Consider the following 17,785-nt stretch of genomic DNA (forward strand, 5'->3'; position numbering starts at 1 on the left):
GCCCCCGTCGGATTGACGAAGCGGCCGCCCGTGCGGAATCTATGCGCCCAATGCGGGATGGCTTCGACGGGGTGGGCGATGACGACGTTCGATGTGGCTGTGATCGGGCTCGGCGCCATGGGAAGCGCCGCCCTTTTCGAGCTCGCGCGCCGGGGACGGCGCGTGATCGGCATCGAACAATTCGAGCCCGGTCACGACAGGGGTTCGTCGCACGGCGAGAGCCGGATCATCCGGCTGTCCTATTTCGAGCACCCGTCCTATGTGCCGCTGGCCCGCCGCGCCCTGGAGAAATGGCGCGAGCTCGAGGCCCTGAGCGGTCAGACGATCCTCACCGTCACGGGCGTCCTGGAGGCCGGCTATCCGGGCTGCCCGATCGTCGAGGGATCCCTCGACGCGTCCAGGACGCACGGCCTCACCCATGAGGTTCTGAGCGCCGCCGAGATCAACAGGCGCTTTCCCGCGTTCAGGCTCCCGTCCCACTGGTCCGGATTGTATCAGCCGGACGGCGGTTTCCTGCGTCCGGAACGCGCGATCCGGCAGTTCGTCCGCCTGGCGGAGCATCACGGGGCCGAGGTCAGGGCCGGGACCCGCGTCCTGGCGATCGAGCCGCGCGGCTCGGGCGTGCGCGTGAAGACCGGTTCCGGCGAGATCGAAGCCGGGTCCGTGATCGTCGCCGCCGGGGCCTGGATCGGGGATTTCGCGCCCGGGCTGAAGCCGCATCTCAGGGTGACCCGGCAGGTGCTCGGCTGGTTCGACCCGCTGAAGCCGGCCTCCTACGCTCCGGAACGCTGTCCGGTCTTCATCCTCGAGTCCGAGGACGATGCCTGCTACGGGTTCCCGGACTTCGCCGGCACCGGCGTCAAGACGGCCTCCCACCGCCGGGGCGACGACCTCGCCTCGGCCGACGACCTCGCGCAGGACGGCGGAGCGGACGACGAGGCGCAGATCCGCCGCATGCTCGCCCTCGCGATGCCGGACGCGAACGGGCCGCTCAAGGCGATGCGGACCTGCATGTACACCCGCACCCCGGACGAGGATTTCGTGATCGACCGGTCCGCGGCCGATCCGCGGGTCGTTCTCGCCTCGCCGTGCTCGGGGCACGGCTTCAAGTTCGCGAGCGTCATCGGAGAGGTCCTGGCCGACCTCGCCCTTGGAAAAGCGCCCGCCAACGACATCTCTCGTTTCAAGCTCGATCGCTTTCGATCGCAACCGGCCTGAAACCGCCAAGCCCGCAGCAGGAGGCGCCGCCATGAAGAGAAGCCACGTCTGTCACCTGTCGATCCTGGCCTTGCTGGCCGGCACTGGGTTCGCCCGCGCGCAGGACATCACCATCGCGGTGGCCGGCCCGATGACCGGCGCCGTGGCTACGATCGGCGAGCAGCTCAGGCACGGCGCCGAGCTCGCCGCGCAGGCCATCAACAAGAGCGGCGGCGTGAACGGGAAGAACGTCAAGGTCGTCGTCTTCGACGATGCGTGCGATCCGAAACAGGCGGTCGCCATCGCCAACCGCATCATCGCCGAGGGCATCAAGTTCGTCGACGGCCATGCCTGCTCGGGCTCCTCGATCCCGGCCTCCGAGGTCTATGCCGAGGCGGACGTCCTGATGATGAGCCCGGCCTCCAGCAACCCGGCCATGACCGACAAGGCGGCCGAGCAGGGCTGGTCGACCATCATGCGGCTCTACGGCCGCGACGATGCCCAGGGCAAGTTCATCGGGCCGTGGATCAAGCAGAATTACGGAACCAAGAAGATCGGGATCCTGCACGACAAGAGCGCCTACGGCAAAGGCCTCGCGGACGTGGTCAAGGCGTCTCTCAACGGCGCCGGCGTCAAGGAGGTTCTCTACGAGGGCATCAACCCGGGCGAGAAGGATTACAAGGCGGTGGTCAACCGCCTCAAGAGCCAGGGCGTCGAGTTTCTCTATTTCGGCGGCTACCACACCGAAGCGGGGCTCATCATGCGCCAGGCGGCGGACCAGAACTACAAGTTCCAGCTCATGATGGGCGACAGCATCGCGACGCCGGAATTCGGCGCGGTGGCGGGTCCCGCGGCGGACGGAACCCTGTTCACGTTCCCGCCGGACGGCCGCGACAGCGACGCGGCCAAAGGTGCCCTCGAGCAGTTCCGGGAGATCGGCTTCGTGCCCGAAGGCTTCACCCTGTTCTCCTACGCGACCGTCCAGTCCATCGCGGGCGGGATCGGCAAGGCCGGAAGCACGGACCCGAAGGCCGTGGCCAAGACCCTGCGCGGCACGAGCGTCGACACGGTCCTCGGGCCGGTCACCTTCGACGAGAAGGGCGACATCAAGGATCCGAAATACAACATCAACGTCTGGAAGGGCGGCTCGTACAGCAAGCTGACCCAGTAGGGAGCCCGCCGGCCCGAAACGGCAAGGCGAAACGGCAAGGGCGGCTCGTCCGGAGCCGCCCTGGTTTTCGTCCGGACGGGTTCAGTCGCGGGCGGCGGCCTTGTCCTGCTCCCGGGACGGGACGAGGTGCTCGATGGACACCCATTCGGTGCAGGCCCTGAGAATGGGGGCAAGATAAGCGCGGTTGCCTTCGATCTCGACGACCCGGCACGAATACGCCCTCCGGTCGCCCGGGGGACGGTAGATGACCGTTGCGCCGGGCCTGATGTCGCCGCGGGGGCGCGCCGATTGGGTGCAGGTCGTCGCGGGCGCGTCGGCTTGCCTGTTGTCGTGCCTGCTGTCCTGCCTGTTGTCCTGCGCGAGAGCGGCCGGCCGGCCGGCCCGGTAGCGCTCGAGCGCTTCGATCGCCACCCTGGCCCGGTCGCGATACCGGTCGCAGACGACCCGCATCAGGGTCCCTTTCTCCCGGCCCGGATACCACGTCACGCCCCCGATCTTGGCCAGTTCCTCCGCGACGATCTCGATTTCTTCCTCAGTCATTGGCTGCAATCCCTCATGAGCCGTTGGGATGGGCTCAGGTCTCGTGAATGCGCCCGGTCGGCCTGGCCGGCCGAGCGCCCCATGCCCCAAAGAGCTGGTGTTCTTGACTTCGACGGCTGGCGCTCGGACGGCGCCGTAGAGTGAGACGTTTGACTACGCTCTTAATTCCATCATTCGTTTTTGCAGAATTGCGAGCTGCTGAATGTAGGGCTGGCGCCGCTCGTCGTGGCGGGCCTTCAGCTTCTCCAAGGCACGGATCTTGATGGTGGCGTCGGGCGCGGTGTTGAGCCTCTCGCGCTCCTGCTCGTAGTCGAAATCGAGATCGGCCAGGGTCGCCAGAAGAGACTGCACGAGCGGCTGGAAGGAGGGTGAATACAGTCTAGGAAGGAGAGCCCCGTTGTTCGATTCTTCGTTATGAAACTTCGTATCGTTCATCTCGTCCCTCATATTAACTTTGTGTTAATAGGGCCTCACAGTACTAAAGTAGGATTACCCCGTCTGTTGGGAAGCCGACAAAGCCGCAAGAAATCTTCGTTCAGCGCGCGGTGTTGCGATGCCGGACCGGAGCCGGGCGAGGCCGGGGGCGCGGCTCCGTCTGCGGGCGGCTCTCGGGCAGAAGCCTTTCGAAGCTCTGGCGGATGGCGTGGTAGCACTCGCATGAGGTCTCCTCGAGGCCGACCCGGTTGGTGATCCTGATCGTTCCCCGGCCTTGGCTGATGAGACCCATCCGCTGCAGCGCGCTCGTGACGCTGCTCACGGTCGACCGCTGAACCCCGAGCATTTCCGCCAGGATCTCATGGGTCAGCGGGATGTCGTCCTTGTCCGTCCGGTCGCGGGTGCCCAGGATGGCGCGGCAGCACCGGGCCTCCACGCTGTGAACGGCGTTGCAGGCGACGGTCTGGAGCGTCTGCGTCAGGAGAGCTTCGGAATAGCGGAACAGCACCCGGCGGATGGCGGGACGTGCTTCGAGCGTCTTGCTCAGCCGCTCCAGGGCGATGCGCGATGCCGTGCCGGCGATCTGGATCACGTAGCGGCCGAAGGACTGGCGGGTGACGAGCGCGCTCACGAAGCCGAAGACGGATTCCCGGCCGAACACCGCCATCTCGACCGAGCCGCCGTTCCGCAGATCGGTCACCAGGGACACGACCGCATCATGAGGGAAATAGGTGTACCGGATGGACTCGCCCGTCTGGTAGACGACCTTGCCCCGCGGCAGTTCGACGATGTCCAGATGAGGCTCGAGCCACGCGTAGTCGTCGGGTTCCAGAGCTGCGAGCAGCTGGTTTTTTCGATGGAAGGCGGCTTTCGTCCCATTCTTCATGGCAGGGTCATCACCGCAGGGAGGACGTCCGGACAGCGGCACGGTGAATCCTCACAGGACAGCACGATAGCAGATGCAGGTCGCGCGATCTCGCGCCGACGGGGTGAACAGGCGGCTCGGGTTCTGCATGGTTCTCCTTGCCGGCGCGGGCGAGCGCACCCGTCGGATGAAACGGCGACGCGGTGCCTTTGTGCCATGACCTGACGCGCATGCCTCCAAAGAGTAGAATCCGGTCCACCGTCCGGGGCCGCATTCCGCGTCCGCGCTGGCGTCCCGGGTTCTGCGCTGATGTCATGGGCCCATGCGCGCCGGCCGGGACGAAACCGGTTTACCGCTTCCGCCGGAGGCCTCAGCATGGCCCGGGACCGAATCCTTCAGGAGAATGTTGCATTGAGCAAGCCATCACCCTCGCATCGGACGCAGGGCAGCCCGGCGGATCCGGCCGACTGGACGGGAGCCGAGCTCCTCGACGCCTATGCCCGTAAGGCGGTGTCGCCGGTCGACGTCACGAGAGCGGTGATCGCTCGCATCGAGGCTTACGAGCCGCGGCTCCAGGCGCTCTATGCCTTCGATCCCGACGCGGCGCTTCGCGACGCGCGCGCGTCGGAGCAGCGCTGGATGAACGGGCAGGCGAGGGCGCTCGACGGCATCCCTGCGACCATCAAGGAGAACATCGCCACCAAGGGCGTTCCGGTGCCGCTCGGCACGGCCGCGCGGCCGCTCGTCCCGGCCGCCGAGGACGCGCCCGCGGCCGCGCGCCTGCGCGAGGACGGGGTGGTCATTCTCGCCAAGACCACCATGCCCGATTACGGCATGCTCTCCTCGGGCCTGTCGAGCTTCCATCCGCTCGCGCGCAACCCGTGGGACCTGGCGAAGAACCCGGGCGGCAGCTCGGCCGGCGCGGGCGCCGCAGCGGCGGCCGGCTACGGGCCGTTCCATATCGGCACCGATATCGGCGGCTCGATCCGCCTGCCGGCCTCGTGGTGCGGCGTGTTCGGCCTGAAGCCGAGCTTCGGCCGCATCCCCATCGACCCGACCTATTACGGGCGCGTCGCGGGACCGATGACCCGCACCGTGCGCGACGCGGCCCTGATGATGACGAGCCTGACGCGCCCCGATTGGCGCGACCCCATGAGCCTGCCCTATCAGGATCTGCCGTGGCTCGATCTTGGGATCGACCTGAAGGGGCTCAGGATCGGCGTGATGATGGACGCCGGCATCGGCCTCCCGCTCGATCCGGAGGTCCGGGCGGCCGTGGAAGGCGCCGCGCGCGCCCTCGCGGCGGCGGGCGCGACCGTCGCGGAGATGCCGCCCTTCATCACCCGCGCGATGCTCGACGGCCTCGACGATTTCTGGCGCCAGCGGGCGTGGGCGGACATCGCTCCCCTGAGCGAGGAGGACCGCGGCAAGATCCTGCCCTACATCCTGCAATGGGCCGAGGGCGGCCGGGACCTGACCGGCGCCGAGGTCTATAGCGGCATGAACCAGATGATGGTGATGCGCCATGCGGCGGTGGCCGCCACGCAAAGCTTCGACTTCGTGATCTCGCCGGTGGCGCCCTGCGTCGCCTATGCGGCCGAGCTGGCCTCGCCCATCCACAATCCGGAGGAGCCGTTCGAGCATATCGGCTACACGGTCGCGTTCAACATGTCCGACCAGCCGGCCGCCTCCGTCAATGCCGGCTTCACGACGGCGGGGCTCCCCATCGGGCTCCAGATCATCGGCCGCCGCTTCGACGACCTGGGCGTGCTGCGTCTCTCGCAGGCCTGGGAGGACATGTGCCCGGACCGGCGGCCGTGGCCGAGGGTGTAGGAGCCGGGTAGAGGCATCTCCGGGCCCGTCCCGGTGATCCCGCTTTTCTGAAGCGCCGCGCCCTTCCGATCGGGATGGCCGGCACAAGGCCGGCCATGACGTGGGAAAGGTCGCGCCACTCCGACGGTCACTCTCTCACGTCATCACCGGGCTTGTCCCGGTGATCCCGCTTCCGAGAGGCGCCGCGCTCAAGACAATCGGGATGGCCGGCAGAGGCGGGTGATGACCGGCCGGCCATGACGTGACGGGAGAGCGACATCGGGGCTGCGACAGGTGGGTTCCCCGTCTCCGCGCCTGCTGATAAACAGCCGCCATGACGTACAAGGTTGCCGCCCTCTACCAGTTCGTGCCGCTGCCGGACTTCCGGGAGCTCAAGGACCCGCTGCACAGGATCTGCCTCGATCTCGGGATCAGGGGCACGCTTCTGCTCGCCCAGGAGGGCATCAACGGGACGGTGGCCGGCCCGGACGGGGCGCTCGATGCCCTGATGGCCCAGCTGCGCGACGGCGCGCTGTTCCAGGGACGTCTCGACAATCTCGAGCTCAAGTTCTCGACGGCGGCCGAGATACCGTTCAAGCGCATGAAGGTGAGGCTCAAGAAGGAGATCGTGACCCTGGGCGATCCGCAGACCGATCCCCTGCGCCGCGTCGGCACCTATGTGTCGCCGGCCGACTGGAACCGGCTGCTCGAGGAGCCCGGCATCGTGCTCCTCGACACGCGCAACGATTTCGAGGTCGAGATGGGCACCTTCGCGGGCGCGGTCGATCCCCGGATCAAGCGCTTCAGCCAGTTCAAGGACTTCGTGAAGACGGAACTCGACCCGACGCGGCACCGGAAGGTCGCCATGTTCTGCACGGGGGGCATCCGGTGCGAGAAGGCCAGCTCCTACATGCTGGCCCAGGGCTTCGAGGAGGTCTTCCACCTCAAGGGTGGGATCCTCAAGTATCTCGAGGAGGTTCCGGAGGCGGAGAGCCGCTGGACCGGCGGCTGCTTCGTGTTCGACGAACGGGTGGCGCTCGGCCATGGGCTCGTGGAGCGGCCGGACGAGGCAGGGCCGTCCGATGAGTGATCTTGAGGCCCGCACCGACGCGCTCGAAGTGCGCCTCGCCTATCAGGACCAGGTGATCGAGGACCTGAACCAGACGGTCATCGCCCAGTGGAAGCTGATCGACAGCCTCAGGCGTCAGCTCAACGAACTGCTCGACCGGGTCCAGGAGGTCGAGGACAACGCGGGCGGCCCGTCCGCCCCCGAGGCCCCGCCGCCGCATTACTGATCCGGCCTCTCCCGGCCATGGCCGGGACGAGCCCGAAGATGACCGGGAGCAGGCCTCTCGTGCCGCGGCCCGGCTCCCGGGCGAAAAGCCCTGTCGGGGCCCGGTTCCCCACGGGGCAAAATTTTTTTCACGGCCTCTCTTGAACGGTCAAGATTGCTCGACCAAATCATCGCCGCGGAGGCCCTGGAGGCTCCGCTTGAGCAGTTAACATGTTGATATCATTGGAGGAAGCTTCATGAAGTTCCGTCCTTTGCACGACCGGATCGTGGTCCGGCGCATCGACGCCGAGGAGAAGACGGCGGGCGGCATCATCATCCCGGACACCGCCAAGGAGAAGCCCCAGCAGGGCGAGGTGATCGCGGTCGGGCCCGGCGCCCGCAACGAGCAGGGCCAACTGGTTCCCCTCGACGTGAGAGCCGGCGATCGCGTGCTCTTCGGCAAGTGGTCCGGCACGGAAGTGAAGATCGACGGCGAGGATCTCCTGATCATGAAGGAGAGCGACGTCATGGGCGTGCTGGAAGAAGCCGCCGCCCAGAAGAAGGCCGCGTGAGGCCGAACCCACGATCAGAGTCACACATCGTTACGTCTCATCAGGAGTGACGAACAATGGCCGCTAAGGAAGTCAAATTCGCCCTGGACGCCCGCGAGAAGATGCTGCGCGGCGTCGATATTCTGGCCGATGCCGTGAAGGTCACGCTGGGCCCGAAGGGCCGCAACGTGGTGATCGAGAAGTCCTTCGGGGCGCCGCGCATCACCAAGGACGGCGTCACCGTCGCCAAGGAGATCGAGCTCTCCGACAAGTTCGAGAACATGGGCGCCCAGATGGTGCGCGAGGTGGCGAGCAAGCAGAACGACCGCGCCGGCGACGGCACCACCACGGCGACGGTTCTGGCCCAGGCCATCGTGCGCGAGGGCGCCAAGGCGGTGGCCGCCGGCATGAACCCGATGGACCTCAAGCGCGGCATCGACATGGCCGTCGAGGCCGTGGTGGCGGATCTCAAGAAGAACGCCAAGAAGGTGACGTCCAACGACGAGATCGCCCAGGTGGGCACCATCTCGGCCAACGGTGACGCCGATGTGGGCCGCATGCTGGCGCAGGCCATGCAGAAGGTCGGCAACGAGGGCGTGATCACGGTCGAGGAGGCCAAGTCCCTGGAGACCGAGCTCGAAGTCGTGGAAGGCATGCAGTTCGACCGCGGCTACCTCTCGCCGTACTTCATCACCAACGCCGAGAAGATGCGCGTGGAACTCGAGGATCCCTACATCCTCATCCACGAGAAGAAGCTCTCCGGCCTGCAGGCCATGCTGCCCGTGCTCGAGGCGGTGGTGCAGACCGGCAAGCCGCTCCTCATCATCGCCGAGGACGTGGAAGGCGAGGCGCTCGCCACGCTCGTGGTCAACAAGCTGCGCGGCGGCCTGAAGATCGCCGCCGTGAAGGCTCCGGGCTTCGGCGACCGCCGCAAGGCCATGCTCGAGGACATCGCCGTCCTGACGAAGGGGCAGGTCGTGTCCGAGGATCTGGGCATCAAGCTCGAGAACGTCACGCTGCCGATGCTCGGCCGCGCCAAGAAGGTGGTGATCGAGAAGGAGAACACCACCATCGTGGACGGGGCCGGCGACCGGCGCGACATCGAGGCCCGCGTCGGCCAGATCAAGGCGCAGATCGAGGAGACCACCTCGGACTACGACCGCGAGAAGCTCCAGGAGCGTCTGGCCAAGCTCGCCGGCGGCGTCGCGGTGATACGCGTCGGCGGCGCGACCGAGGTCGAGGTGAAGGAGAAGAAGGACCGCGTCGACGATGCGATGCATGCCACGAAGGCGGCGGTCGAGGAGGGCGTCCTGCCGGGCGGCGGCGTGGCCCTGCTGCGGGCCCTCAAGGCCCTCGACGGCGTGACGCCGGCCAACGACGACCAGAAGACCGGCGTCGAGATCGTGCGCCGTGCCCTTCAGGCGCCGACGCGCCAGATCGCCCTGAACGCGGGAGAGGACGGCTCCGTCATCGTCGGCAAGGTGGCCGAGGCGAAGGACTACGCCGCAGGCTGGAACGCCCAGACCGGTGAATACGGCGACCTCTACGCGTTCGGCATCATCGATCCGGCGAAGGTCGTGCGCGTCGCGCTCGAGGATGCCGCGTCCGTGGCGGGCCTCCTCATCACCACCGAGGCGATGATCGCCGAGAAGCCCAAGAAGGAAGCCGCGCCCGCCATGCCGGCCGGCGGAATGGACTTCTAGAGCATCGGGTTGATACCCTCCCCACGTCATGGCCGGGCTTGTCCCGGCCATCTCGATGCGGAGAAGCGCGGCGCCTCTCGCATCGGGATCACCGGGACAAGCCCGGTGATGACGTGGTGTGTGTGTGGCCCGGTGCGAACACCCTCCCCACGTCATGGCCGGGCTTGTCCCGGCCATCCCGATAAGGTGAAGCGCCGCGCCTCAAACAAGCGGGATCACCGGGACGAGCCCGGTGATGACGTGGAGGGTGGTGTGAGGCGGTGATGACGTGGAGGATGATCATCGCTGTGGCGTGACCTTTCCCCCGTCATGGCCGGGCCTGTCCCGGTCATCCCGATTGTCCGATGCGCTAGCGGTGCCTGATCAGAGATCCGTCCTCCGGCTCCGCCACGCTGGTTCTGATCGAGCCGGTCGTGTCCTCGGGCGGGGTCCTGCGCAGCTGGTTCACGAAAGCCGTCAGGCTGTGCATCTTCCCCGCGTCCGGAGCCAGGACGGCGAGGGCGCTGCTGTCGAACGGCTCCTCCTCGATCGTCCCATCGTTCATGATCGTCGTCTTGATGCCGGTCTGCATGTCGAAGGAGACGGATTTCACCTTCGTCTGGTGCTGCGGGATGACCGGCTCGGCAATGACGAGGGATGCGGCCACGGCTGAAGCCAGGACTGGCTTGGCCGGCGCGCGCACGACCGTGACGGCCTTCTGAGCCGGTTTGGCGTCCAGGGCCGGGCGCGCGAGCTTCTCCTGAGGTTTCTCCTGGGGCTTCTCCTGAACCTTCCTGGCAGCCTCGCCGGTGCGCTCGGGAGCCGGCGGAGACACGGCCATGTATTCCGTCGGCCCCGACAGGATCTGCTGAAGCCGCTCCTCGGTCGCCTTGGCTTCCTTCTGCGTCGCCGAGCCGAATGCCGCCGCGAGAGGGTTGCGGGCCTTTTCCGTCTCGGCCTTGGCCTTGGCGGCTTCCGCCGCCTTCGCGGCCGCGATCCGCTTTCGCGCCTCGGCCGTCTGGGCGATGTTGTTCGTGCTGTAGGAATACTGCTTCCCGTTGATCTCGTAGCGGACCAACCGGGCCTCAGCCCCGCTGAACATCATCCCGTTCGTGACGATGGTGGCTCCAAGCAAAATAAGCGTCTTCTTCATCGGCCTATAAGAGCACGTTGGCTCTTCCCCTTGCTCAGGTAAAACTCAGTGGCCGACTGTGGCGAATCTGTGGCCTGAAGCTAGTAATCCTCTGACCCGTAAGAGGTAGTTTATGTAATACTGATGCTGATACAAGTAAATGCTACAGGATTCACATAGTTTACTTTTGCACATTGTTTCCGCCGCGATGACAATGTTCATCTACTTTATATCATTGTGAGAGCTCGCGCGGAAAAACGGAGGAAATGGCTCGATTGCAACGGTTTCAGGCCCCCATATGCAAGCTTGGCAGGGGTGGGCTGCGCCACCGTCATGCCCATCGGACCGCGACGGGGATGGTTCGGCCGGGCCCGGTCCGTCCCGCGAAGCCACTTCCTCGGAAGATCAATGATTTGGCGGACCGGCGGACCCGCGGAACAGTCGGATCATGAAGCCGGTTGCCGGAAGGAGCCGAGTCTTTCGTCTAATTTACTCAAGGGCAACCATCGCCTGTACCCGAGCCTTCCTCACAGCGCGACATGCCCTCGAACAGGAGTAGGCACCCATGAAACGCCGCAACTTTCTCGCCACGGCCGGCGCCGGCCTCGCCGCAGGCGCCGTCGCCAAGCCCGCCATCGCCCAGTCCAGCCCGGAGATCCGCTGGCGCCTGACCTCGGGCTTCCCGAAATCCCTCGACACCATCTATGGCGGCGCGGATTTCCTGGCCAAGTACGTGTCCGAGGCGACGGACGGCAAGTTCCAGATCCAGCCGTTCTCGGCCGGTGAGATCGTCGGCACCTTCCAGGCGGCCGATGCGGTGTCCGCCGGCACGGTCGAGATGGCCCACACGGCCGCCTATTACTATGTCGGCAAGGACCCGACCTTCGCGGCAGCCGCGGCCGTGCCGTTCACGCTCAACGCCCGCCAGCTCAACGCCTGGCAGTACCATGGCGGCGGCATCGGCCTCGTGAACGATTTCATGGCCAAGCACAACCTCTATGCTCTTCCGGGCGGCAACACCGGCACCCAGATGGGCGGCTGGTTCCGCAAGGAGATCAAGACCGTCCAGGACCTGCAGGGCCTCAAGATGCGCATCGCGGGCATCGCCGGGCAGGTGATGTCGAAGCTCGGCGTCATTCCGCAGCAGGTGGCGGGCGGCGACATCTACCCGTCCCTGGAGCGCGGCACCATCGACGCCGCCGAGTGGATCGGTCCCTATGACGACGAGAAGCTCGGCTTCCAGAAGGTCGCGCCGTTCTACTACTACCCGGGCTTCTGGGAGGGTGGTCTGACGCTCCACTTCCTGTTCAACAAGGGCAAGTGGGAATCGCTGCCGAAGAACTACCAGGCGATCCTCCAGGCGGGCTGCATGGCGGCCAACATGGACATGCTGGCCAAGTACGACGCCAAGAACCCGGCCGCCCTGCGCAGCCTGGTGGGCGCCGGCGCCCAGCTGCGTCCGTTCTCGCCCGAGATCCTCGACGCCGCCTACAAGGCGACCAACGAGGTCTATGCGGAGATCTCCGCCCAGAACGCGGATTTCAAGAAGCTGATCGATTCGCTGCGCGCCTTCCGCAACGAGGAATATCTCTGGTTCCAGGTCGCCGAATACGCCTTCGACACCTACATGATCCGCGCCCGGACGCGCGGCTAGAGCATCGGACCCGAAAGTGGACCCGCTTTCGGGATCGGATCCGGTGCTCCACTCTTGGCTGGCGCATCGTTGACGGCGAAAAACCGGGTCCACTTTTTCGCACGATGCTCCGGAGCAACCCGCATGTCATCGGGAAACCCGGCGCCTCAGGCGCCGGGTTTTTCCTTTGCAGGGCAGGGGTGTCCCGGGCGGGAGGCTTTGCGGCTTGCATCCGGAGCCCGGAATGATGATCTCAGGGCGATCCTCGTTCGGCCTTGAACCGCACCAGAAAGTCTGCCCATGCCTCCATTTTCCGTTCTCGATCTCGCGCCCGTTCCCGAAGGCTCCACGCCGTCCGACGCCCTGCGCAACAGCCTCGATCTGGCGCAGCACGCGGAAGCCTGGGGCTACAGCCGCTACTGGCTCGCCGAGCACCACAACATGGTGGGCATCGCCAGCGCGGCGACCAGCGTGGTGATCGCCCATGTGGCGGGCGGCACGAAGACCATGCGGGTCGGCGCAGGCGGCATCATGCTGCCGAACCACTCGCCTCTGGTGATCGCCGAGCAGTTCGGCACCCTCGATGCCCTGTTTCCGGGGCGGATCGATCTCGGGGTCGGCCGCGCGCCCGGCACCGACCAGCGCACCTTGAGGGCTCTGCGCCGGGATCCGAGCGCGGCCGACACCTTCCCGCAGGACGTGCTCGAGCTGCAGGCGCTGCTCGGCCCCGTCCAGCCCGACCAGGCCATCCAGGCGGTGCCGGGCGCGGGCTCGAACGTGCCGGTCTGGATCCTGGGCTCGAGCCTGTTCGGCGCGCAGCTCGCGGCCATGCTGGGCCTGCCCTATGCCTTCGCGTCCCATTTCGCGCCCGGCGCCCTCATGCAGGCGCTCCAGGTCTATCGCGAGCGGTTCCAGCCCTCGGCGCAGCTCGCCCGGCCCTATGCCATGGTGGGCGTGAACGTGATCGCGGCCGACACGGACGAGGAGGCGCGCCACCTCTTCACCTCGGCCCAGCAATCCTTCACCAACCTGTTCCGCGGCGCCCGCGGCAAGCTCCAGCCGCCCATCGACGACATCGAAAGCTACTGGCTGCCGCACGAGAAGGCGCAGGCCATGAACATGCTGTCCTGCTCCTTCGTCGGATCGGCCGGCACCGTGCGGGACGGGCTGGAAGGCTTCATCGCGCAGACCGGCGCCGACGAGGTGATGGTCGCGGCCGCGATCTACGACCATGCCAAGCGCCTGCGCTCCTACGAGATCCTCAGCGAGGTGCGGGAGGGGATGAGGACGGCGGCCTAGCGCATCGAACGATCGGGATGGCCGGGACAAGCCCGGCCATGACGTGGGAGGGTGGCAGGACCGCTTCAACCAACACTCCACGTCATCACCGGGCTTGTCCCGGTGATCCCGCTTCTGTAGGGCGCCGCGCCCTTCCGATCGGGATGGCCGGCACAGGGCCGGCCATGACGTGGGAGCCATGACGTCGGAGGGGTCGGTGCACGATCCGCAGCGCTCCTCAAGCCGTCGCGCCGCGTCCCTTCAGGGTCGGATCGAGGGCGTCGCGCAGGCCGTCGCCGAGAAGGTTGAGGCCGAGCACCGAGAGCGCGATGGCGATGCCGGGCGCGATGGCGAGATGCGGGGCCTGCGAGAGATAGGTCTGCGCGTCGCTGAGCATGCGGCCCCAGCTCGGATTGGGCGGGCGCACGCCGAGGCCGAGATAGCTCAGGCCCGCTTCGGTCAGGATCGCGAGGGCGAGCTGGATCGTCACCTGGACGATGAGCGCGCCCGCGATGTTCGGGATCACGTCCTCCCAGGTGATGCGCAGCGGGTGCTTGCCGATGGCGCGGGCGGCCGCGATGTAGTCGAGGGTCCAGACCTGGAGCGCGACGCCGCGCGTCACCCGGGCGAAGACCGGCACGTTGAACACGGCGATCGCCAGGATGGCGGCGAGCGGGCCCGAGCCCACGAGGGCGCCGATCATGATCGCCGAGAGCACCGCCGGGAAGGCGAAGACCACGTCGGAGACCCGCATGGCGATCTCGTCCGCGAGGCCCTTCCAGGCCGCGGCCGCGCAGCCGATGGCCGTGCCGATGGCCGCCCCCAGCAGCACCGCCGGCCACGCGATGGCGAGCGAGTTCCACGCCCCCACCATGAGCAGCGAGGCGACGTCGCGGCCGAAATGATCGGTGCCGAGCAGGCCCACCTCTCCGGGGGCCTTCAGGCGCAGGGCGACGCGCACCCGCGTCGGCACCTCCGGGGTCCAGACGAGGGAGACCAGCGCGGTGACGATCAGGAGCGCCGTGAGGATGGCGCCCACCACGAGGGCCGGGTTGAGGGGAATGCGCGCGCGGCGGCTCATGACCGGCCCCTCAGGCGCGGGTCGAGGAGGGCGTAGCCGATATCGACGAGGAAGTTCACCCCGATCACGAGTCCGGAAAAGATCAGCACGATGTCCTTGATCACCACGAGGTCGCGCTGGTTGAGCGCCTGATAGGCGAGCCGTCCGAGGCCCGGCAGGTTGAACACGTTCTCGACCAGGATGGCGCCGCCGAAGAAGAACGAGAGCTGGAGGCCCAGGATCGTCGTGACGGGAATGAGCGCGTTCGGCACCACGTGGCGGCGCAGGGTCCCGCCCTTGTCGACGCCCTTGGCGCGGGCGGTGCGCACGAAGTCGGCGCCGATCACCTCGAGGGTCGCCGAGCGCGTCACGCGGGTGAGCACGGCCGCCTGGGGCAGGGCGAGCGCCACGGCCGGCAGGAGCAGCGCCTGGAAGGCGGGCCAGAGCCCCGCGCTCCAGCCGGGAAAGCCGCCGGCCGGGAACCAGCCGAGCCAGGTCGAGAAGAACAGGATGAACAGCAGGCCGATCCAGAAGTTCGGCACCGCCACGCCGAGCTGGCTGAACACCAGCACGGCGCGGTCCACCGGCCCGTCGCGCCGCGCCGCCGCCGCGACGCCGAGCGGCAGGGCGAGCGCCGTCGAGATCAGGATGGCGAGCAGGCTCAGCGGCAGCGTCACGTTCATGCGCTCGGCCACGAGGGTCGCGACCGGCATCTTGTAGGTGATCGACTGGCCCAGATCGCCGTGCAGGATGCCGCCGATCCATTCCAGGTAGCGCACGAGCGCCGGCTGATCGAGGCCGAGCTCCTGGCGCAGGGCCGCGAGCGTGTCCTCCCGGGCGGCGGTGCCCAGCATGATGGCGGCCGGATCGCCCGGCAGCACTTCCATGATGAGGAAGATCGCCAGCGACACCGCCAGCAGGGTGACGGCGAGCGAGACGAGGCGTGAGAGAGTGAGGCGCAGCATGGGTTTACTCTACGCACGCTCCCTCTGGCTTACGAGGGAGACGGGCGCGATCGGAAGCGACGTCGATCCTCCGCGCGTCATGGCCGGGCTCGTCCCGGCCATCCCGATCGGGGGAGGCAGCGTGCTTCACGTCGTCGGGATCACCGGCACAGGGCCGGTGATGACACGGGATGTCCGCATGAGGGCCATCGGGCGAAACGATGCGCCGGCCTCACTCGCTCCACGACACCTCCGTCACGTCGTTCGACGGGATCGGCGAGTTCTCCCACAGGCCCTGCACCTTGGCGTTCCAGACGCCGAGCTTCGGCAGCTGGAACAGGAAGAGCGCGGGCACGTCCTCGGCCAGGATCTTCTGCGCCTCCGCGTATTTCGCGTAGCGCGCCTTCTCGTCCGTGGTCCTGGCGGCCTCCGCCACGGCGGCTTTGAAGGTGTCGTTCTTGTAATTGAAGTAATAGGAGTCGCGGGCGAAGATGTCGATGTCGAGCGGCTCCGTGTGGGCCACGATGGTGACGTCGTAATCCTTGTTCTTGAAGACCTCCTCGATCCACTTGGCCGGGAATTCCGTCGGGACGATCTTCAGGTCGACGCCGACCTCGGCCATCATGGCGGAGAGCAGCTCCGCCGAGCGGCTGGCATAGGCCATCTGGGGCGACTTGATGGTGATCGACAGGCCGTTGCCGTAGCCCGCCTCCTTCAGGAGCGCCTTGGCCTTCTCGACGTCGTAGGGAATCACCTTCGTCGTGTCCACGAAGGCCGGATTGTTCGGCGAGAAGAAGCTGCCGATGGGCTGCCCGAAGCCGGAATAGGCGCCCTCGACCAGCGCCTTCCTGTCGACCGCATGCATGAGGGCGCGGCGCACGCGCACGTCGTCGAACGGCTTCTTGGCGTTGTTCATGCCGGCCACGATCTCGCCCTCGGTGTTGCCGGCCACCGCCTTGAAGCGCGCATCCTTCTGGAACTCCGCGAAAAGCTCCGGGGCCCCGAGATTGGGGAACGCGTCGACATCGCCCGCCTTGAGGGCCGCGACCTGGGCCTGGGCGTCGTTGATGAAGCGGAAGGTGACGCTGTCGAGCTTGGTCTTGTCCTTCTGCCAGTAATCGGCATTGCGCACGAGCTCGACCCGGTCGCCGCGCGTCCACGACTTGAACTTGAACGGCCCGGTGCCGACGGGGTTCGCGGCGTTGCCGGCGGCGGTTTCCGGCGCCACGATCACCGCGTCGCCCCAGCCGAGATAATAGAGGAAGTTGCCCGAGGTCTCCTTGAGCTTGATCACCACGGTGGCGGGATCGGGCGTCTCGATGGCGGTGATCGGCGCGAAGATCTGCTTCTGCGCATTGGTCGATTTCGGATCGCGGGCGCGGTCGAAGGCGAATTTCACGTCGGCCGAATCGAAGGTCGAGCCGTCGTGGAACTTCACGCCCTCCTGGAGATGGAACGTATAGGTCATCCCGTCCGGCGAGACCTCCCAGCTCTTCGCGAGCAGCGGCTGCACCTTGCCGGTCCGGTCGATGCGGACGAGGCCTTCATAGAGATTGACCCAGGTGACCTCGCGGATCGCCACGGGAGCCGCGACCGTCGGATCGAGGCCCGGGGGCTCGATGGGCATGCCGACCACCAGGGAAGTCTTGGCCGCAAAGGCCGGGATGACGCTGACGGAGAGAAGGAGAGCGGCGGTCAGAAGGCGCTTCGTCATCAGGGCTTGAACTCCATCGGGTCACGGGCCGCGACAGGTCGCGGTGGCCCCAGCTTACGCAGGACCGCGCCGGATGGAAGACGTCCATGACCGATTCTTCACTTAACTTCGCCGTGACCGGGGACTAATCATCCGCCTGTGCAGATCCGCCGGAGCCCTCTGTCCAACGCGATCGGCGGAATGAAAGGCTTGAACAAAATGGCTCAAGAGACCGCCCGGGTGCCCACCGCGAACGGCGCCCGATACCTCCAGCAGCTCTGCAAGCACTGGAGCCACAAGCTCGACGTCCAGCTCTCCGGCAACGAGGGCACCGTCCGCTTCCCCGCCGCCGTCGCCACCATGACGGCCGACCCCGAAGGCCTGACGGTCAGCGTGGAGGCGCAGGACGACGAGACGCTCCAGCGCATGAAGGGCGTCGTCGCCTCCCATCTCGACCGGTTCGCCTTCAAGGAGGCGCCCCTGCCGTTCGCATGGGCCAAGGCGTAGAGCGTCGCGTCA

17 protein-coding genes are annotated in these 17,785 nt (G+C 67.0%); 10 read left to right on the top strand and 7 right to left on the bottom strand.

What is annotated here, in order from left to right; all coding sequences use genetic code 11:
* The first annotated feature begins 78 nt into the window (after positions 1 to 78).
* Positions 79 to 1,218, top strand: coding sequence for an N-methyl-L-tryptophan oxidase (solA, locus tag OCW50_RS10940; protein ID WP_262297528.1), 1,140 nt, complete (start codon positions 79 to 81; stop codon positions 1,216 to 1,218).
* 31 nt (positions 1,219 to 1,249) lie between these two features.
* Complete coding sequence (locus OCW50_RS10945; protein WP_262297529.1) at positions 1,250 to 2,368, top strand: branched-chain amino acid ABC transporter substrate-binding protein; 1,119 nt, start codon at positions 1,250 to 1,252, stop codon at positions 2,366 to 2,368.
* 81 nt (positions 2,369 to 2,449) lie between these two features.
* On the opposite strand, the gene OCW50_RS10950 is transcribed toward OCW50_RS10945, so the two are convergent.
* The 3 genes from OCW50_RS10950 to OCW50_RS10960 form a co-directional block, all read right to left on the bottom strand.
* Positions 2,450 to 2,908: a hypothetical protein gene (locus tag OCW50_RS10950; RefSeq protein ID WP_262297530.1), complete on the bottom strand. Its 459-nt coding sequence runs from the start codon at positions 2,906 to 2,908 to the stop codon at positions 2,450 to 2,452.
* Positions 2,909 to 3,061: 153 nt separating this feature from the next.
* Positions 3,062 to 3,343: a hypothetical protein gene (locus tag OCW50_RS10955; RefSeq protein ID WP_262297531.1), complete on the bottom strand. Its 282-nt coding sequence runs from the start codon at positions 3,341 to 3,343 to the stop codon at positions 3,062 to 3,064.
* 100 nt (positions 3,344 to 3,443) lie between these two features.
* Positions 3,444 to 4,229 (bottom strand): Crp/Fnr family transcriptional regulator, encoded by a 786-nt coding sequence (locus tag OCW50_RS10960; protein ID WP_262297532.1) that lies wholly within the window; start codon positions 4,227 to 4,229, stop codon positions 3,444 to 3,446.
* Between the two features lie 288 nt (positions 4,230 to 4,517).
* Here OCW50_RS10960 and OCW50_RS10965 point away from each other — a divergent pair, with 288 nt between their 5' ends.
* From OCW50_RS10965 to groL, 5 genes are all read left to right on the top strand, one after another.
* A complete protein-coding gene (locus OCW50_RS10965; RefSeq protein ID WP_262297533.1) occupies positions 4,518 to 6,041 on the top strand; it encodes an amidase in 1,524 nt (507 codons plus the stop codon).
* 313 nt (positions 6,042 to 6,354) lie between these two features.
* Entirely contained in the window at positions 6,355 to 7,110 is a 756-nt protein-coding gene (trhO, locus tag OCW50_RS10970) for an oxygen-dependent tRNA uridine(34) hydroxylase TrhO (protein ID WP_262297534.1), read from the top strand.
* The gene (locus OCW50_RS10975; RefSeq protein ID WP_262297535.1) at positions 7,103 to 7,315 is read left to right on the top strand and encodes a SlyX family protein; all 213 of its coding nucleotides are present in this window, start codon (positions 7,103 to 7,105) and stop codon (positions 7,313 to 7,315) included. The genes trhO and OCW50_RS10975 overlap by 8 nt, the downstream gene beginning before the upstream one ends.
* Positions 7,316 to 7,550: 235 nt before the next feature.
* Positions 7,551 to 7,865 carry a co-chaperone GroES gene (groES, locus tag OCW50_RS10980; RefSeq protein ID WP_262297536.1) on the top strand — a complete coding sequence of 105 codons (315 nt, stop codon included), beginning with the start codon at positions 7,551 to 7,553 and terminating at the stop codon, positions 7,863 to 7,865.
* Positions 7,866 to 7,921: 56 nt separating this feature from the next.
* The gene (gene groL, locus OCW50_RS10985; RefSeq protein ID WP_262297537.1) at positions 7,922 to 9,547 is read left to right on the top strand and encodes a chaperonin GroEL; all 1,626 of its coding nucleotides are present in this window, start codon (positions 7,922 to 7,924) and stop codon (positions 9,545 to 9,547) included.
* A 349-nt stretch (positions 9,548 to 9,896) separates the two neighbouring features.
* On the opposite strand, the gene OCW50_RS10990 is transcribed toward groL, so the two are convergent.
* A complete protein-coding gene (locus OCW50_RS10990) occupies positions 9,897 to 10,679 on the bottom strand; it encodes a hypothetical protein (RefSeq protein ID WP_262297538.1) in 783 nt (260 codons plus the stop codon).
* 544 nt (positions 10,680 to 11,223) lie between these two features.
* On the opposite strand from OCW50_RS10990, the gene OCW50_RS10995 reads away from it, so the two are divergent.
* Positions 11,224 to 12,312 carry a TRAP transporter substrate-binding protein gene (locus tag OCW50_RS10995; protein ID WP_262297539.1) on the top strand — a complete coding sequence of 363 codons (1,089 nt, stop codon included), beginning with the start codon at positions 11,224 to 11,226 and terminating at the stop codon, positions 12,310 to 12,312.
* Between the two features lie 279 nt (positions 12,313 to 12,591).
* Complete coding sequence (locus tag OCW50_RS11000; RefSeq protein ID WP_262297540.1) at positions 12,592 to 13,590, top strand: LLM class flavin-dependent oxidoreductase; 999 nt, start codon at positions 12,592 to 12,594, stop codon at positions 13,588 to 13,590.
* A gap of 217 nt (positions 13,591 to 13,807) precedes the next feature.
* On the opposite strand, the gene OCW50_RS11005 is transcribed toward OCW50_RS11000, so the two are convergent.
* From OCW50_RS11005 to OCW50_RS11015, 3 genes are all read right to left on the bottom strand, one after another.
* Positions 13,808 to 14,650 carry an ABC transporter permease gene (locus tag OCW50_RS11005; protein ID WP_262297541.1) on the bottom strand — a complete coding sequence of 281 codons (843 nt, stop codon included), beginning with the start codon at positions 14,648 to 14,650 and terminating at the stop codon, positions 13,808 to 13,810.
* Positions 14,647 to 15,594, bottom strand: coding sequence for an ABC transporter permease (locus tag OCW50_RS11010; RefSeq protein WP_262270974.1), 948 nt, complete (start codon positions 15,592 to 15,594; stop codon positions 14,647 to 14,649). Before OCW50_RS11010 ends, OCW50_RS11005 begins: the two co-directional genes overlap by 4 nt.
* 211 nt (positions 15,595 to 15,805) lie before the next feature.
* Positions 15,806 to 17,287, bottom strand: a complete 1,482-nt coding sequence (locus OCW50_RS11015) for an ABC transporter substrate-binding protein (protein WP_262297542.1) — start codon at positions 17,285 to 17,287, stop codon at positions 15,806 to 15,808.
* A gap of 198 nt (positions 17,288 to 17,485) precedes the next feature.
* Here OCW50_RS11015 and OCW50_RS11020 point away from each other — a divergent pair, with 198 nt between their 5' ends.
* The gene (locus OCW50_RS11020) at positions 17,486 to 17,773 is read left to right on the top strand and encodes a DUF2218 domain-containing protein (RefSeq protein ID WP_262297543.1); all 288 of its coding nucleotides are present in this window, start codon (positions 17,486 to 17,488) and stop codon (positions 17,771 to 17,773) included.
* The last annotated feature ends 12 nt before the right edge of the window (positions 17,774 to 17,785 follow it).

This window comes from Microvirga sesbaniae (genome assembly GCF_025460805.1).
GTDB classification, from domain to species: domain Bacteria; phylum Pseudomonadota; class Alphaproteobacteria; order Rhizobiales; family Beijerinckiaceae; genus Microvirga; species Microvirga sesbaniae.